Origin of the sequence: Globicatella sanguinis, assembly GCF_002847845.2 — a bacterium.
Classification (GTDB): domain Bacteria; phylum Bacillota; class Bacilli; order Lactobacillales; family Aerococcaceae; genus Globicatella; species Globicatella sanguinis.
The window spans coordinates 267,678-284,397 of record NZ_CP126962.1 but is presented as its reverse complement, the minus strand read 5'-3'; the positions used below and the strand labels follow the sequence as shown (position 1 = coordinate 284,397).

The 16,720-nt window shown below is 34.6% G+C and carries 15 protein-coding genes, 1 other RNA gene and 1 pseudogene; 8 read left to right on the top strand and 9 right to left on the bottom strand.

Annotated elements, in window-relative coordinates; genetic code table 11:
* Positions 1 to 273 precede the first annotated feature (273 nt).
* The 4 genes from CYJ72_RS01150 to CYJ72_RS01135 all read left to right on the top strand — a co-directional run bounded on the left by CYJ72_RS01150 (position 274) and on the right by CYJ72_RS01135 (position 4,121).
* A complete protein-coding gene (locus tag CYJ72_RS01150; protein WP_284630194.1) occupies positions 274 to 1,506 on the top strand; it encodes a Fic family protein in 1,233 nt (410 codons plus the stop codon).
* Between the two features lie 470 nt (positions 1,507 to 1,976).
* A complete protein-coding gene (locus tag CYJ72_RS01145; RefSeq protein WP_284630193.1) occupies positions 1,977 to 2,180 on the top strand; it encodes a CsbD family protein in 204 nt (67 codons plus the stop codon).
* Positions 2,181 to 2,422: 242 nt separating this feature from the next.
* Entirely contained in the window at positions 2,423 to 3,358 is a 936-nt protein-coding gene (locus tag CYJ72_RS01140) for an ABC transporter ATP-binding protein (RefSeq protein WP_284630192.1), read from the top strand.
* Positions 3,351 to 4,121, top strand: a complete 771-nt coding sequence (locus tag CYJ72_RS01135) for an ABC transporter permease (protein WP_284630191.1) — start codon at positions 3,351 to 3,353, stop codon at positions 4,119 to 4,121. The genes CYJ72_RS01140 and CYJ72_RS01135 overlap by 8 nt, the downstream gene beginning before the upstream one ends.
* A gap of 161 nt (positions 4,122 to 4,282) precedes the next feature.
* Here the strand turns inward: CYJ72_RS01135 and CYJ72_RS01130 are convergent, their stop codons facing one another.
* From CYJ72_RS01130 to CYJ72_RS01115, 4 genes are all read right to left on the bottom strand, one after another.
* Positions 4,283 to 4,552 (bottom strand): hypothetical protein, encoded by a 270-nt coding sequence (locus CYJ72_RS01130; protein ID WP_066127039.1) that lies wholly within the window; start codon positions 4,550 to 4,552, stop codon positions 4,283 to 4,285.
* Positions 4,553 to 4,605: 53 nt separating this feature from the next.
* A non-coding RNA gene (gene ssrS, locus CYJ72_RS01125) (6S RNA) lies at positions 4,606 to 4,797 on the bottom strand.
* A gap of 103 nt (positions 4,798 to 4,900) precedes the next feature.
* Positions 4,901 to 5,878: an IS30 family transposase gene (locus CYJ72_RS01120; RefSeq protein ID WP_284629657.1), complete on the bottom strand. Its 978-nt coding sequence runs from the start codon at positions 5,876 to 5,878 to the stop codon at positions 4,901 to 4,903.
* A 670-nt stretch (positions 5,879 to 6,548) separates the two neighbouring features.
* Complete coding sequence (locus tag CYJ72_RS01115; protein ID WP_284630190.1) at positions 6,549 to 7,817, bottom strand: replication-associated recombination protein A; 1,269 nt, start codon at positions 7,815 to 7,817, stop codon at positions 6,549 to 6,551.
* Positions 7,818 to 8,099: 282 nt separating this feature from the next.
* Here CYJ72_RS01115 and CYJ72_RS01110 point away from each other — a divergent pair, with 282 nt between their 5' ends.
* The 3 genes from CYJ72_RS01110 to mnmA are packed head-to-tail and all read left to right on the top strand — an operon-like array spanning position 8,100 to position 10,722.
* Positions 8,100 to 9,260, top strand: a complete 1,161-nt coding sequence (locus tag CYJ72_RS01110) for a cysteine desulfurase family protein (RefSeq protein WP_284630189.1) — start codon at positions 8,100 to 8,102, stop codon at positions 9,258 to 9,260.
* A complete protein-coding gene (locus CYJ72_RS01105; protein WP_066124465.1) occupies positions 9,233 to 9,571 on the top strand; it encodes a cysteine desulfurase in 339 nt (112 codons plus the stop codon). The genes CYJ72_RS01110 and CYJ72_RS01105 overlap by 28 nt, the downstream gene beginning before the upstream one ends.
* A 23-nt stretch (positions 9,572 to 9,594) precedes the next feature.
* Positions 9,595 to 10,722 (top strand): tRNA 2-thiouridine(34) synthase MnmA, encoded by a 1,128-nt coding sequence (gene mnmA, locus CYJ72_RS01100; protein WP_101813998.1) that lies wholly within the window; start codon positions 9,595 to 9,597, stop codon positions 10,720 to 10,722.
* A gap of 270 nt (positions 10,723 to 10,992) precedes the next feature.
* On the opposite strand, the gene CYJ72_RS01095 is transcribed toward mnmA, so the two are convergent.
* The 5 genes and pseudogenes from CYJ72_RS01095 to CYJ72_RS01075 all read right to left on the bottom strand — a co-directional run bounded on the left by CYJ72_RS01095 (position 10,993) and on the right by CYJ72_RS01075 (position 16,032).
* Positions 10,993 to 11,637, bottom strand: a complete 645-nt coding sequence (locus tag CYJ72_RS01095) for an AAA family ATPase (protein WP_081325865.1) — start codon at positions 11,635 to 11,637, stop codon at positions 10,993 to 10,995.
* Between the two features lie 222 nt (positions 11,638 to 11,859).
* Entirely contained in the window at positions 11,860 to 12,798 is a 939-nt protein-coding gene (locus CYJ72_RS01090) for a Mu transposase C-terminal domain-containing protein (RefSeq protein ID WP_284630188.1), read from the bottom strand.
* A gap of 152 nt (positions 12,799 to 12,950) precedes the next feature.
* Positions 12,951 to 13,244, bottom strand: coding sequence for a helix-turn-helix domain-containing protein (locus CYJ72_RS01085; protein ID WP_002330462.1), 294 nt, complete (start codon positions 13,242 to 13,244; stop codon positions 12,951 to 12,953).
* 72 nt (positions 13,245 to 13,316) lie between these two features.
* Positions 13,317 to 13,844 (bottom strand): annotated as a pseudogene (locus CYJ72_RS01080) (recombinase family protein).
* A 244-nt stretch (positions 13,845 to 14,088) separates the two neighbouring features.
* On the bottom strand, positions 14,089 to 16,032 hold the full coding sequence (locus CYJ72_RS01075) for a heavy metal translocating P-type ATPase (protein ID WP_066124459.1): 1,944 nt from the start codon (positions 16,030 to 16,032) through the stop codon (positions 14,089 to 14,091).
* A gap of 357 nt (positions 16,033 to 16,389) precedes the next feature.
* Here CYJ72_RS01075 and CYJ72_RS01070 point away from each other — a divergent pair, with 357 nt between their 5' ends.
* The gene (locus tag CYJ72_RS01070; RefSeq protein ID WP_048728532.1) at positions 16,390 to 16,704 is read left to right on the top strand and encodes an ArsR/SmtB family transcription factor; all 315 of its coding nucleotides are present in this window, start codon (positions 16,390 to 16,392) and stop codon (positions 16,702 to 16,704) included.
* Positions 16,705 to 16,720: the final 16 nt, after the last annotated feature.

Genomic DNA, 16,720 nt, shown 5'->3' with positions numbered 1-16,720 from the left:
CAACGTTCCTAGCTTATTTTTTTGATTGTTTTTATGAGTGACTAAGGAATTGATTAAGGTTTATTAAAAATTGACGTATTTAGTAAAATTATGTGCTAGTTAATTTTACACAATATTATGGACTTGACTTTAATTGATTAAAAATTATAAAGGACAAAATTATACAAAATTGTTTGAATATAATTATTTAAAGTGGCAATTACTACAAAAACGGTTGATTTTGTATTAAATAAATAGTATTATTTGAAAAACAATACTATTTGAGGTGATTTTGTGTCATATGAATCTTTAGAGAAGGTAAAATTTAGAAATGAACATAACTTTATACAAGAATATGAAAAAAGAATTAACGGCTATGGAACTTTACTAACAAATTTAAAAATTTTTCCCTTTAATAAGAAAATTGAAGTAAGGGAGACGAAGAAAAAATTCAAACTATTTGTTGTATCTAACATAGAGCTTATCATGATCCAAGAAAAAATAAATAATAATGCGGATAAAATCACACGCTTATTAAATCTATTACCTGAAATAGCTAAAATGTCATTTATAGATAATGTTTTGATTAATGAAATCCAAAGCACTAATGATATCGAGGGGGTTAGAAGTACAAGACAAGAAATTGAAGAAGCTCTGTTATATGTTGATAAAAAAAATAATAGAAGATTTACAGGAATTGTAAAACTATATAAATATTTGTTTGAAGAAGAATTTACACCTTTAACAAAGTTAGAGGAAATCAGAGAAATTTATAATGATTTAGTATTTGATGAAATAACAAATGATAATGAATTGGATGGATTTCTATTTAGAAAAGGTTCGATAAAAATAACGCAAGGTGAAAAGGTAATACATAGAGGTAATCCAGATGAAGAAAGCATTGTAAGAGATTTAAATAAATTTCTAGACTTTTTGAATAGTGATGACTTTCCATATTTAATTAAGGTAATGCTTTCTCATTACTTCTTTGAATATATTCACCCATTTTATGATGATAATGGCAGAACTGGTAGATATATAACTTGTAAATATTTATCAGATAAACTTGATCCTTTAACAGCACTAAGTTTCTCTCACATGATAAACTATCATAAAGAAAAGTATTATAAAGCATTTGATATTACGAGTAGAATTAATAACTGTGGGGAAGGTACAATGTTTGTATTTATGATGCTAGATATAGTATTAGATGGGCAAAAAGAGCTCATTAGAAATTTAGAAGAAAGTAAAAATATGTTAGATAGAACTTATATAACACTTGAAAGTGATAGTAAACTTAATGAAAAAGAAAGAGAAATAATGTTTTTGATGTCACAAAGTACTTTGTTTAATGGGATACTAACTGATAATGATATTTCAGAAATATTAGGAATTCATAGGAATACTCTTCGTCCACTTGTTAAAGGATTAGAAGATAAGATGTATATATACGAAGCAAAGAAGAGACCCACTATTCATAAGCTAACGGATACATTTATCAAAAAAATTGTGGATACAACTATATAGTTTATTATCATTGTTTTTATCCTTTCTTTTAAATAAACTAAAAAAAGGCTTGCAACATAATGCAAACAATAATACTTCTATTGTTGTAATATTTAATGTTGGATATAATAAGGATAGGAAGAGGAGGTAGGACTCCTCTATATCCTATTTAAGCGATTATCTAAACTTTCGTCGTCTAGGTGGTCGTTTTTATTTTGGTTTATCTTTAATTATTTCAATCATTTAGCTATGAAAATGCTGACATTAAATTTATTTATTCTATCTACCCTGCATAAACTATGGAAGAATGTTTAATAAAAATTTTGTAACAACCGGGCGATCCATATTAGTATTTTAAGCCTAATGAAATGTTTACTGGCCAGTCACATAATTTTAATTTTAAGATAGTAACATTTATGAGCATATTATTTTACATATTCATCATAAGGTAGTATAGTAGAAGTATGATATAAAACAAGGAGGAAATGAATATGTCAAATGAAAAAAATGAAGCGAAATTAGATAAAGTATCTGGGTCAGTAAAAGAAACTGTCGGAAAAGTTACCGATAATGAAAAATTACAATCTGAAGGCGTTGCTGAAAAAGTTAAAGGCGCTGTTAAAGAAGGTATTGAAGATGTAAAAGATACTGTAGAAGGTATTAAAGAAGGTTTATCTGACAAAGAAGATAAATAAATTAATTAAAAGATTGGGCTCTAGGGTTCAATCTCTTTTTGTTTGATAGTAAAACTAGCGTTGAATTTGATATCCATCGTCTAATATTGATGGCTTTTTGTCAAATAGTGGGGTTTATGGAGAATAATCTGTCCACCAACACTTTTAAAAAAGATCCTATATTTTTAATAGTCATTCCATTGTACCTATATTGAAATAGATGTTAGAATAGTATCAGATGAAAAAAAGGAGATTTCTTATATATGACTTATGCATTGGAAATATCGGATTTAAAGAAGGTTTATGATACAGGAGTACAAGCACTCAAGGGGATTGATTTAAAGGTCTCTGAGGGTGATTTTTATGCGTTATTAGGCCCTAATGGTGCTGGCAAGTCGACGACTATTGGTATAATTACTTCCCTAGTTAATAAAACTTCTGGGACTGTTAAAGTATTTGGTTATGATATTGATACTCAGTTAGAAAAAGCGAAGCAACAGATAGGCTTGGTACCACAAGAGTTTAATTTTAATCCATTTGAGACCGTCCAACAAATTGTGGTCAATCAAGCAGGATATTATGGCGTGCCTCGTAAAGAAGCTTATAAGCGCAGTGAAAAATATTTAAAACAGGCAGATTTATGGGAAAAGCGTGATGAAAAAGCGCGCATGTTATCGGGAGGAATGAAGCGTCGTTTGATGATTGCTAGAGCCTTGATGCATGAACCCAAACTATTGATTTTAGATGAACCGACTGCCGGGGTTGATATTGAGTTAAGAAGGGGGATGTGGCATTTCTTACAAGAGTTAAATGCTAATGGCACTACCATTATCTTAACGACTCATTATCTTGAAGAAGCCGAGATGTTATGTCGTAATATTGGCATCATCCAAGCGGGCCGACTAATTGAGAATACCAGTATGAAATCATTATTATCAAAATTACAGCATGAAACTTTTATCTTTGATTTGGATATATCGCAACAACAACCTAAGTTAGCAGGCTATGCTTATCAATTTGATGGTGACCAAACCTTGGAAGTCGAAGTTGAGCGCAATCAAGGAGTTAATGATATTTTTACTCAATTAACAAAACAAGGCATCAAGGTACTGTCGATGCGAAATAAATCGAATCGTTTGGAAGAGTTATTCCTGAAAATTACCGAAGAGAAACATCAGACGGAGGATCAACATGTTTAGTTTATATTTTACAGCTTTAAAAAGTTTAGTGATGAAAGAAACCAATCGTTATTTGCGAATTTGGGTTCAAACATTAGTTCCACCTGTCATTACCACTTCGCTATATTTTATAATCTTTGGAAAAATGATTGGTGGACGTATTGGTGAAATGGGAGGCTTCAGTTATATGGAGTTTATTGTTCCAGGATTGATAATGATGTCATCGATTACCAGTTCCTATGCCAATGTTTCCTCATCATTCTTCTCTCAAAAATTACAAAAGAATATTGAAGAATTATTAGTAGCACCTGTACCCACTCATGTTATCATTTTGGGATTTGTATTAGGAGGGGTTGGACGGAGTTTAATTGTCGCTTCGTTAGTGACCATGGTGTCATTATTCTTTGTACCATTACACGTTCATTCATGGTTAGTGGTAATGATGACCATTTTAATGACTGCTATTTTATTTTCTTTAGCAGGTTTAATTAATGGTGTGTTTGCTAGAAGTTTTGATGATGTCTCAATTGTGCCCACGTTTGTACTACAACCCTTAACTTATTTAGGTGGAGTGTTCTACGCCATTTCAATGTTACCGCCGTTTTGGCAAGCTATTTCGAAAATCAATCCAATCGTTTATATGATTTCGGGTTTCCGTTACGGTTTCTTAGGGATAGGCGATGTACCGATAGCGATGTCGATTACCATTTTAATCATTTTTATCGCGGTACTGTATTCATTAGCATATTATTTAGTGGATCGCGGTATTGGCTTACGTAGCTAATTTAACCAGTATAACAGTCAAATCCAACCCAAAAGTGCACAATATAATTCAATCTCCCTTGTTTATCACTGTAATAAGTGATAGCAAGGGAGATTTTTTTCAAATGATGCGAATGAACCTAGAAAATTCAGTCGACTCATACCTAAAAGTATTGAGTTCTTTTATTTCATTAATTTTACGAAGATGAAGGTGAGTACTCCCGTTAATAAGATTGCCAAAATCATCCAAATGATAAAGAGAGTTTCATATTTTAAGGTAGTTAAAAATAAACCGACTAATCCCATTGAGAAAAAGGCTGAAATGAGAGCTTTAATAATTTTAGTATCTTCAAGGTTTAACCAAACTTTTAGTTCATGGCGGAAATAGAATAAATATCCAGCGATAATCAACATTAAGAGGGGAAAAGCAAAATATAAAACCGTTAATATCATATAGTACTCCTTTAATTTCATTTATAAAAAAAGCTGGCTCGCGCCAGCTAATAAGAATATCCGAATATGCCGTCATGGCGTACACATGTAATGAACCCGCAAGTAACTGCAGGTGGGCTTCAAGAAAATCCTTCCTGACTTCCAAGTGTAAAAGGCTTGTCATTCCAGACCTTCAGTAGAATCCCTATATAATGATAAAGTGTTCGGTTCGCACGATGTGTAAACAACGTACACTTCAGATATCTCATCTATGACTATATTATAGCACTAAATGTTTTATAAATAAAGCGTTTTGCAAAAATATCATTATTAAACCGCAATTAATCAAGGGCAAATTTCAAGTTTAAATTAGCCAGCGTACATCATCTCAAATGGTGATTTGTAGTTGAACATTCTTTTCGGATAATGATTAATCCAGTTTTCAATTTTCTTTACTTCTAATTCCGTTACATCTGTTGTTCCTTTAGGTAAAAACCGCCTTATTAGTCGATTGTGGTTTTCGTTTGTTCCCCGTTCATATGAACAATAGGGATGGGCATAATAAATATGCTCATAAGGAAAGACTTCATGCAGTCTAAAAAATTCAACACCATTATCCGCAGTAATTGATTTAATCGCATATTCATTGAGTATATCTAATAAAGCATTATTGACGGATGCCGCCTGTTTATTCGGAATCAGTCGAATAATTTGATGGCGTGTCCGACGATCGGTTAATACGAGTAAACATTTATTGGTCTTGCGCGTTAGAATCACGGTGTCAATTTCATAATGACCGTACTCACCACGCTGATTAATGACTTCCGGACGCATTTCTATGGATTGACCTTTCACTCTAAATTGCGAGCTAGTATTCTTACGTTTTTTCTTTGATTTACGTGGATAAAGTAAGTCATTCGATGTTAAACCTAAATGTCCGTTATGAATCCAATAGTAAATCGTTGAAACAGGAACGTTGACAAGATTAGAATGAACGATCATTTCTGGTGAATATTTCATTTCGGTCAGAAAATGAACGAGTGTTTCTTTGGTTTCCTTATCAAGTGACACTTTGCGGCCACACTTGTCACGCTGTTTTAAATACTGAGAATGAGCATACTCAGCAGAATAAATCTTTTTGAAGCGACCTTTTCTCACTTGTTGAAGCACAAGCCCTCTTTTGATTTCATTATGAATCGTTTGAGGGGCTTTATCTAGAAGACGCGCAATTTCACGATTAGACTTACCACTACGGTGCCAACGCTCAATATTATGACGATCGTCCAAGGTTAAATGTTTATTTCGGGTCTTGCTTTCTGCTGAAAATGAATTATAATGATGATACATCTTAAAACGTCCTTTATTTTGGTTTGGTTACTACAATAATAACGTTTTGAGATGTTTTTTTCTATACTTTTTTCTATACCGTAGCACTTGACTGAATCGTCGAATCGGGTGCGGGGTCACTCCCCGACCTTCCGCACTACGCTTAAATTTTCGGTCGAGTCATTTAGCTTACCCGATTCTCCCATTAAGTAAAGTGCTACTGTTGTATTGAAAGCCATAAAATAGTTCCCCTCCCAACCGCAACTAGCAGCTTTATTTTCAATCATAAAAATGGGGAGGATACACAATTTAAGTGGCTAATTTAATTTTAGAACTTTCACGCAATTAATCAAGTTACATCAAGCTTAATCGCAAAAAAATATCGCTTTTTGTGAGGTGCTTTAATGTTTTGTTGCTTTAAAATGGGGCGATTAGACATTATAATTCAACCTAATTTAAAATGCATTTTCTGATCTAAGGCGTTACTATTTTTTATTTCACTAGTGGGCAGAGGCTGGGCATAAACTTGATAAATTTAGTCAAAATTATTGTTCGTTAATTAATAGCGCAGTGGTTGAGTGGCCTCAACCTACATCTTTCGACTTGTTTGAGGCCTACTCAACTGTGCGGGGGTGGGCAGACGAAGCGAAAATTATTTAATTTTCTACTTCTTGCCCACTCCCGCTTGAAATTATGATTGACTTTTTATTTTTTTATAGACATTAGCGAGGGCTTCTTCATATTTACCAGTTGGATCTGGTTTGAAGTATTGTTTACTTTTAACATTATCTGGTAAATATTGTTGTAAGACCCAATGACCAGGATAGCTATGAGGATATTTATATTCAACACCACGACCCAATTTAGCTGCTCCGCTATAATGAGCATCTCTCAAGTGATCAGGAATAGGGCCAACATTACCACTGCGAATATCAGCTAGCGCATTGTCTAATGCCATCATTGTGGTATTGGATTTTGGACTTAAGGCAAGTTCTACAGTCGCAAAGGCTAACGGAATACGTGCTTCAGGTAAGCCTAATTTTTCTGCGGCTTCGACAGCGGCTACTGTTCTTTCAGTTGCTTGAGGGTTACCCAAGCCAATATCTTCATAAGCAATGACCAATAAGCGACGACAAGCAATAATTAACTCGCCGGCTTCCAGTAAAATCGCTAGATAATAGAGGGCAGCATCTACATCACTTCCACGAATGGATTTTTGTAATGCAGAGATGGTATCATAATGGGCATCGCCATCTTTATCATGAGCCAAACGTTTGCGTTGCAAGCATTCTTCAGCAATATCTTGAGTAATGACTACTTTACCGTCTTCATTCGCTTCTGTCGATAAAACAGCTAATTCAAGTGAATTGAGGGCGCTACGAATATCGCCATTGGTGACATGTGCAAAATGACGTAAGGTGCTGTCATCCATTTCAACTTGATAGTGACCTAAGCCCCGTTCTGAATCGTAAAGCGCATTGGTTAAGCCTTCAACAATTTCGTCACTCGTTAGTGGCTTGACTTCGAAGATTTGTACGCGACTACGGATAGCAGGGTTAATGGATATATAAGGATTTTCAGTAGTGGCACCAATTAAAATCACTCGTCCACTTTCAAGGTGGGGGAGTAGATAATCTTGCTTAACTTTATTTAAACGATGTATCTCATCCAGTAATAAAATGACGGTGCCTGACATGTTTGCTTCTTCAACGACGACTTCGATATCCTTTTTGCTGTCAGTGGCGGCATTAAGGACGCGAAAGGCATGTTGTGTACTACCGGCAATGGCACTGGCGATACTGGTTTTTCCTGTGCCTGGAGGACCATATAAAATCATGGAAGTGAGTCTTTGAGCACGAACCATGCGATCAATGATTTTACCGGGTCCCACTAAGTGTTGCTGACCAATCACTTCTTCAATTTTTCGAGGTCTCATTCGGTAAGCTAATGGTTGAGACATTCTAATCCTCCTTTGTTTTTTATGAATTAATAACTCTATTTTAAAATATTTACTAAATTAAAGCAAAAGTCTTGGTTACGTTTTTATTATATGTTATGATACTGAAGTTGTGAATACATTATGATATTCGTTTGAATGAAGAAAGGATTGATTATGCATTTTATAGTTTGTTAGGATGTTATTTATCAAATGATCGATTCAATGATAGGGGTCCTTTAATTATCCATACACAAACAAATTGGAATGTAGTATAATAGACAATGTGATAAGGAGGAATGTGTCGTGATATATTTAGATAATGCCGCAACGACACCCGTTGATCCAGAAGTAGCAAAAGTTATCCATGAAGCTTTGTTGGAAAATTATTATAATCCATCAAGTGTTTATCAAGCGGGAAAGAAAAATAAACATTTAATTAATCAAGCACGCCAACAGATAAAAGAGCTAATTAATTTACCAAAAGCAGATTTATATTTTACCAGTGGGGCGACTGAAGCGAATAATTGGGCCATACTGTCACAAGCAATGAAAGCAAAAGCACTAGGTTATGGTCATCATATTGTCGCTACGGCAATTGAACATCCATCAGTGTTAGAAGTGTTAAAATATTTAGAGACTCAAGGTTTCGATATCACTTATTTAAAACCTCATGATTTAAATTTTTCTGTAGAACAATTTATTGCCGCAACCACTACACAAACAATTGGTTGGGTAGCGATGTTGGTTAACAATGAATTAGGTTCGCGTTTACCGATTGAAGATCTCGGAAAAATTGCGAATGACCATGTTAAATGGTTCCACGTTGATGCCGTTCAAGCATTTGGTCATGGTAAAGTAGATCTCGAGGCGTTAAATGCCACTTCTTATTCGGCTTCTGGTCATAAATTAGGTGCACCCAAAGGTATTGGCTTTTTAGCTTATCAACCATGGGATGAAAAAATGACACTTCAGCCTTTATTGCATGGGGGTGGACAAGAAGCCGGGTTACGTTCTGGAACAGAAAATCTTCCTTATATTTTAGGGTTGACGAAGGCTTTTGAATTAGCAAACCAAGCTAATTTGGACACCGCTAGTGAATTAGCGAATTATTTAATGGCTCAAATCAAGCAAAAGGGCATTGAATTTGAACGTAATGGCGCTCATCAAGTACCCTATATTGTTAATTTATACTTTCCCAATATTGATGCAAGTCAGCTATTAGTCCAAACTGATTTAGCTAATATCGCTATCTCAGCTGGAAGTGCTTGTTCAGCAGGTAGTTTAGAATTAAGTCATGTTTTATCAGCTTATTATCCAAATGATGATAAGCGCCATCACCAAAGTATTCGATTATCATTTGGTAAACAAAACACCAAAGAAGAAATTGATACCTTTATCCAACAATTAATTAATTTAAAAGAAAGGACCAAACAATTATGGCATTCACAACAACCGCAACATTAAAAGGATTCAATCGTACATTTAGCATGAGCCCAGAATGTAAACCTTATACCTTAAGAGATAATGGTTTCATGGAGACTAAAGGTGGTAATTTTCAATATAAACGACCTTTAGATACGGAACATCGGAGAGGTTTAGTATTGAAAGTGACAGTAAAAAATGATTTGAAAACATTAAAAATCTCGACTGTTACGAGTAATGAATTAACTGCTGTTGATGTCTCGAAATTAGATAATAATGCAATGTTAGTAGAAAAAATTAACTTTATTTTTGATGGTTTTGTCGATCGAAATGTAATGATTGAACACAAATAACAATATAAATAGGAGGTCATGTGTTGACTGATAACAAAAATACACGCGTCGTAATAGGCATGAGTGGTGGCGTCGATTCATCGGTGGCCGCACTATTATTAAAACAACAAGGATATGATGTCGTCGGTTTATTTATGAAAAACTGGGACGATACAGATGATGAAGGCTATTGTACCGCAACGGAAGATTATGAAGATGTAGCAAAAGTTGCTGAACAAATTGGCATTCCTTATTATTCAGTCAACTTTGAAAAAGAATATTGGGATCGCGTTTTTGAATATTTCTTACAAGAATACCGTAATGGTCGTACGCCAAATCCTGATGTCATGTGTAATAAAGAAATTAAATTTAAAGCATTTTTAGATTATGCGATGGGATTAGGTGCGGATTATATCGCGATGGGACATTATGCGCAAGTGGAAACAGATGAAAATGGTGTGGTTCATTTATTGCGTGGTAAAGATGCAAATAAAGACCAAACTTATTTTTTAAGTCAATTATCACAAGCACAATTGAAAAAAGCGATGTTCCCATTAGGTCATTTAGAAAAGCCACAAGTACGTAAAATAGCCGAAGAAGCTGGTTTAGCGACAGCTAAAAAGAAAGATTCAACGGGTGTTTGCTTTATCGGTGAACGTGATTTTAATGAGTTTTTAGCGAATTATTTACCTAACAAACCCGGTAAAATGATGACATTAGATGGTCGAGTAATGGGCGAACATATGGGATTAATGTATTATACCATTGGGCAACGTCAAGGTCTTGGAATTGGTGGCACAGCCGGTACTTCTAATGAACCATGGTTTGTTATTGGTAAAGACCAAGCTACTCAAACCTTATACGTAGGTCAAGGTTACCATCATGATAATTTATATTCTGAATATTTAGAAGCAAGTGAAATTCATTTTACAACTGATAATTGGACGGAAAAAGAATTTGAATGTACAGCTAAATTCCGTTATCGTCAGAAAGATATTAACGTGAAAGTGCAATTGGATGAATCAGGCACTAAAGCGAAAGTTATTTTTGATGAACCAGTGCGTGCAGTAACACCAGGACAAGCAGTTGTCTTTTATCGTGACGAAGAATGTTTAGGTGGCGGCTTAATTGATGCTGCTTATATGAACGGTGAAAAACGTCAATATGTTTAAAATGAAAAGATAATAAAAGATAGAGTGAATCGTTATAGGTACGTTTAGTGACTATTGTGAATTCACTCTTTTTTTGTTTGTGATATTGAAGATATAAGGTTGACTGTATTTTGTTGGCTGTGTGCTTTTGGTTGTGAATAGAAGAAATTTCCCTGGTGATTAGGTATAGGTGTAAATTTTGGTTTTATTTCGCACTAACTTCAAGCGCTATGTTGCACTAATAGAACAAAAAAAGACTATTTCGCTAAATGAAATAGTCCTTTTTATTACTTATTTTACTCCAATGACTAAACTATCTCGTGCAGCTTCCACTACTTCTGTCGTGATAGTTTCAAGGTTATTGATTTCTAATATTCTTTCGATTTGGGTGAAAAGTCTTTGGATAAGTCGAAAGTTTCCACTGGTAATTTTAATAATACTAGTGACAGCTTCATAATTAGCAAAATCTTCCAGTTGGACAGATAATCCTAACTCTTCCCATTTGTATTCCAGAATATGGTGGATCTCGTCTTTACTCAATCTGTCAAATTCATGGGCAAAACCTATTCTCGAGTAGAGTTGAGGATAACGAGCCAATCGCTTTTCTATACCCGGCATTCCAATAAAGATCATAGCCACATCTTTTTGGTCATAAATATCTCTTAATTGTTCTAAATGCTGTACTTTTAATCGATCTATTTCATCAATAATAATGAGATCAATTTCTTCATACACATTCGTTGAGTATTTTTCTTCTGCTCCTAACTGAAGAACTCTATACATACTTTTAACCATACCCATTTTACCACCGATCATATCGATTTCATTCGTCATTTTAGTCGCCCGTATGGCTGGAGCGGTGTAAAATATTGTTTTCGCTTCAAGGATTTTTTCATCTGCATTCATTCCGATTTCTTCCGATTTTTTGTAATCAATTTGTTTTTCGACCCAATTCCAATTTGAATATTGCTTAGCGGATAAAGTTTTCCCAACTCAGGGTAATCCATAACAAATTCCGATATATTTGTATTTGATACATGCCTGACAAAATTCTACAAAGCGTTTATATTCTTTTGTTTCAATAAAATAGGGTGTTTTATTCATTGTAATACCTCTTAATTTTTGACTTCTTAGAATCTTTTTTGTTTACAGGATTATCTAACTCTTTCTGCTTAGATGAAATAAGTTCTTCCGCAATATTATTTCCAGAATGGAGCTGATTTTAAGGTTTTTCCGTGCTTTATTACGTGCCGCAACAATCTCTTTTAAATCGACTTCGTAATCAGAAATTTCAGGAGAAATTGCCGTACATAAATATTGGTCTTTGTAAAATACACGAATCTCAGCAATATCTCTTGGATCATATCGAATGATAACAGTTTCACCTACATAAGCTGCTAAATTGGTGTCAATATATCTTAAACCTTGGAAGTGAATTCCATCAGAATGAACTTTTCTTGGCTTTCCAACATTTAATAACAATAAATCTAAACTTTCTAGACTATCTGGTTGATGAGGAAGAAATCCTGAATTATTCCACATCTTTATAGGTTCCTGTTTTGTAGTGCCATGCACTCTATGGTGATAGTCATATATAATAAAATGCGCTAATTTCTCATCAAGCTCTTTTATCGTAAGAACATTTAAAGTATTTTGATTCCCAATGTAACCTGGTAAATCTTGCAAAAATAATTGATTAATTGTTAAAAAGAAACGTTCTATTTTCCCCCGTCCTCTTGGCATACCTACCGTAGAAAAAATAAGATTGATTTTTAAATCAATTGCGACTTGCTCCAAATGATTTGAAGTGAAATCACTTCCGTGATCGGTATAGAAAGTTTCAGGTATACCGCATATTTGCCAATCAGAGTTGCTTTTTTTCCATATTGCTTGGTGTAAAACTAAAGAAGTTTGAATAGCAGAAGGAGCTTGAAAACTAAGGAAATACCCTGCAAATGCTCGGCTATAATCATCTAAAATAATTGTTAACCATGGCCTCTCAGGCTTTCCTTTTTCGTTTAAAACAAGGATATCCAAGGGAGTGTGGTCAGCCTGCCATATTTCATTGGGATAATAAGACTCACGACGATAAACCAAATCATAATTATTTTGATATTCTTTTTTTCCTTTATGAGCAAGTTCCTTTAATTGTGGCGACAGATTTTTAGCAATCGCATATACTTGATTGTAACTAGGCGGGGCCCAATTTTTCTTTTTACAAATTTTACAGACTTTCCGATGAATAGAAGTTAAGGTGTTTTTTTGTTTTCAAATATAAGCTTTTTAATTTCTTCTTGTACATTTTCTTCTACTTTAAAGCTTCCTGAATCCGAGCGCTTTCTTCGGATCAATCCTTTCAACCCTGATTGTTGATATTGATTTACCCAATGGTATAAAGTTCTTTTTGGAACCCCTGATTCTTCAGCAATATTACTCAAACTTTCTTCATGCTTAAGATAAGGGGCAATCACTTGATATTTATCCATCGCATTTTGTCGTAGTTCTTCTGAATATGAAGTTAATGGAGGAAGTTCTTGGTTCATGAGAACACCTCTTTCCCACGATTAAATAAAATTAATCGTCAATTTTTATTTATCCAAGTAACGATAAAGCGTTTACTTGCTGATTCCTGTCATCTCAACAATTTCTTTCACACTATATTCCTCACTTTTGTACAATTTTATTGCTCGTTCAATATCTCGTTGGTTCACAGGAGGACGCCCGCCTTTTCGCCCTCTAGCTCGAGCACTTTTTAAACCTTCTTTTGTGCGTTCAACAATCAAATCTCGTTCAAATTGACTAAATGCTTGAAACACAGTCATCATAAGTCGCCCTTGGGGAGTGACCGTATCAAAATTCTCTTTTTAGCTGATCAACTTTACATTATGTTCTTCAAAGTAATTTACAAGATCAATTAAATCTTTTGTGCTGCGCCCCAAACGAGAGAAGCTTTCCACGATAACTGTATCATCTGGACGCAATTTATCTTTCAGCCGATTTAATTGCGGACGGTTAGCTTTGGTTCCCGTCATTTTTTCGGTCAGTATTTCGTTGCAGTTATGTTCATTGAGCAAATCCAACTGACGAGACAATTCTTGTGATCGTGTACTTACCCTTGCATACCCATATATATACCCACTCATAATCCTCTTCCTTCTCTATTTTGATTTTTTCAATTGTATCATAAAGGGTGGGTAAAGATACGTAGATAAAGAGCAAAGTTTTGGCACTAAAAACCCTTCTTCTAGTCTATAAAAGTTGTTATTTAAAATCGTCCCATAATCGATTGTTTTTGATACTAACTGATTTATAAAAATATGCCTCTAAAGTTTCCAAAACTTCAGAGGCATATGAAAACGAGAATTAGTTAATATTTGAAACAGGTTATTAATTTTTGATAGGCTTAGAATTAGACCTTAACAATCGAAGCCCATTCAGAATAACAACCAATGTACTTCCTTCATGAATAATGACACTGATTGCAATATCCGTTAAGCCTAAGAAACTAACGACAACTAAAAAGGCAACAACGGCCATTGAAAAAATAATATTCTGCCAAATGACACGATTCATTTTCGTAGATATATTATGAGATTGTACCAATTTGGATAAATCGTTTTGCATTAAAACTAAATCCGATACCTCTACTGCCACATCGGTCCCATCTCCCATAGCGATTCCCACATCTGCGTTTACGAGAGCGGGGGCATCATTCACTCCGTCTCCAACCATGGTAACTACACCGTATTTTTCTTTTTGTTCGTCTATAATTCTGGATTTGTCTTCCGGCATGACATTCGCAATCACTTCATCTATTCCTAATTGTTTAGCGACAGCTTTACCCGTCATTTCTGAGTCACCAGTAATTAATGTGGTGTGTATGCCTTGTTCTTTGAAATAATCAATGGTTTCTTTTGCATGCTCACTCGGAACATCCATGAGGGCAATAAGACCTATAACAGCCTCATCTACTGCTACGTATACGACCGTCTTACCTTCTGACGACCATTCATTATTTAAACGACTATATTCATCTGAAACATCGTCAAACGAAGTCGGTTTTCCTATACGATAATTTCTCCCTTTGTAATCTCCTGTCAATCCTTTGCCGATCTGGTTTTCTACTTCGATAGTTAGTTTATTTTTTTGCTCAAACTTTCTTAGAATAGCATCTGCTAAAGGGTGATTGGATTCTTTTTCAAGAGCTACTACGATATCAATCATGTTTTCTTCGTTCACGGAATCAGCAAAATAGTAATTGGTTACTTCAGGTTTTCCTTTAGTCAAGGTTCCTGTCTTGTCAAATGCAATGGCTTGAGTATCGGCTAATTGAGACAGGTAAGAACTACCTTTTGAAAGGACGCCTTTTTTGGCCAAGTTAGAAGTCGTCGATAAAGTTACCGATACAGTAGCCGCTGCTAAAGCACAGGGTGAAGCTGCCACTAAAAGGACCAATCCTCTATAGATACTTTGTGACCATGTCCAGTCTAGGAGAAAAGGAGCCAATAACATGAATAACGGAATGGCAATTAAAACAACTGTAACGTATTTCGGTTCAAATTTTTGGATTATACTCGCAGCTTTTGTTTGGTTGTCTTGGTTCTGGTTTACTAACTGTAAAATTTTTGAAAATACTGTATCTTTATTTTCTTTAGTGACTTCCATTGTGAAAGTACCTGTTCCATTGATTGTACTTCCGAAAACGTCGTCTCCTTTGGACTTCTCTTTTGGGATACTTTCTCCATTAATAGATGACTCATCAATGGACGTAGAGCCTGACAAAATGACGCCATCAATGGGGACTTGATCGCCATTCAATACTTGAAGTTTATCTCCCACTTTTAATTCACTGACGTCAACATTTTTTGTACTGCCATCAGGCTGGATTAACCGGGCAGTCGTTGGATTCATTTCGAGTAATTTCGTGATTTCTCGTTTACTTCTTCCTTCTGCATAATCTTCCAAAAAATGTGCACCAGAAAAAATAAGAATCAATAATGTACCTTCCCAAAAATTCCCCATTAAAGAAGCGCCAATGGCCGCTAATCCCATCAAAATGTGAGAGTTGGGCATGAACTTTTTTTGAACTTTGGAGTTCTCGATTGTTTCTCCAAGGCCTTCAAGAATAATGACATGATATCCTGCACTGATTGTAGCGATTGAGAATAAAATATTTCGCATTAACTGATAATCTTCATTCAAAAATAAAGCGATCACCGCTAAGGCTAAACCAATAAAGTATAAAACGATTGGCATTTTTCCGTGTTCATGGTCATGGTCGTGGTTGTGATTATGTTTTTCTTGAGATTGTTGTTCTTCGATAGTTTCCATTTTTATCACCTTCCTATATAATTCCTTTGATTTCCATTCATTTACTTATTAAATCACACAAATTCCCACTAAAAGAAGAGAAGTATTCAAGTAATTTCCATTGTCTCTGACTCCTTTCAGTTGTCCCATATGTAAATGGAATCTTTACGTTTTACATATGAACAACAAATCATATGTTTATAAAATCATATTAACTCACTGTATGAGTTTTGTCAAGACAAGATGCTTCTTATTCAAATGGACTACTATTGCTGATACAAAAGTCTTAATTTTGTCTATAAACAAAAAACTAGCATCGTTTTACTCATGTGGTATTATATATATGAATAGAAAATCATGTGAGAGGAATAAGAGCATATGGATACATCAACAACTTCGCCAATCAATAAAGAGAAGATCCAATCAATAAGCAAAGTATTCAAAGTGATTAGTGACCCTACACGCTTGTCAATTCTCTTTCTTTTACAGAAAGAAGAGCTCAGTGTTGGAAACATTGTGCTTGCATTGGATATGGAACAGTCCGCGATTTCACACCAACTAAAAATATTGAAAGATTCACGTTTAGTGAAGGCAAGAAGAGAAGGGAAAAGCATGGTTTACAGTCTTGATGATCTTCATGTTTTCAGTATTCTCGAACAAGTATTAACTCATATCAATGAACAAGAACAATAAAAGCTAATAAGGTATA

Coding starts and splice junctions, on each gene's coding strand:
- CYJ72_RS01145 (WP_284630193.1), top strand. CDS start 1,977: ATGTCAAATGAAAAAAATGAAGCGAAATTAGATAAAGTATCTGGGTCA.
- CYJ72_RS01140 (WP_284630192.1), top strand. CDS start 2,423: ATGACTTATGCATTGGAAATATCGGATTTAAAGAAGGTTTATGATACA.
- CYJ72_RS01135 (WP_284630191.1), top strand. CDS start 3,351: ATGTTTAGTTTATATTTTACAGCTTTAAAAAGTTTAGTGATGAAAGAA.
- CYJ72_RS01130 (WP_066127039.1), bottom strand. CDS start 4,552: ATGATATTAACGGTTTTATATTTTGCTTTTCCCCTCTTAATGTTGATT.
- CYJ72_RS01120 (WP_284629657.1), bottom strand. CDS start 5,878: ATGTATCATCATTATAATTCATTTTCAGCAGAAAGCAAGACCCGAAAT.
- CYJ72_RS01115 (WP_284630190.1), bottom strand. CDS start 7,817: ATGTCTCAACCATTAGCTTACCGAATGAGACCTCGAAAAATTGAAGAA.
- CYJ72_RS01105 (WP_066124465.1), top strand. CDS start 9,233: ATGGCATTCACAACAACCGCAACATTAAAAGGATTCAATCGTACATTT.
- CYJ72_RS01085 (WP_002330462.1), bottom strand. CDS start 13,244: ATGAACCAAGAACTTCCTCCATTAACTTCATATTCAGAAGAACTACGA.
- CYJ72_RS01075 (WP_066124459.1), bottom strand. CDS start 16,032: ATGGAAACTATCGAAGAACAACAATCTCAAGAAAAACATAATCACAAC.
- CYJ72_RS01070 (WP_048728532.1), top strand. CDS start 16,390: ATGGATACATCAACAACTTCGCCAATCAATAAAGAGAAGATCCAATCA.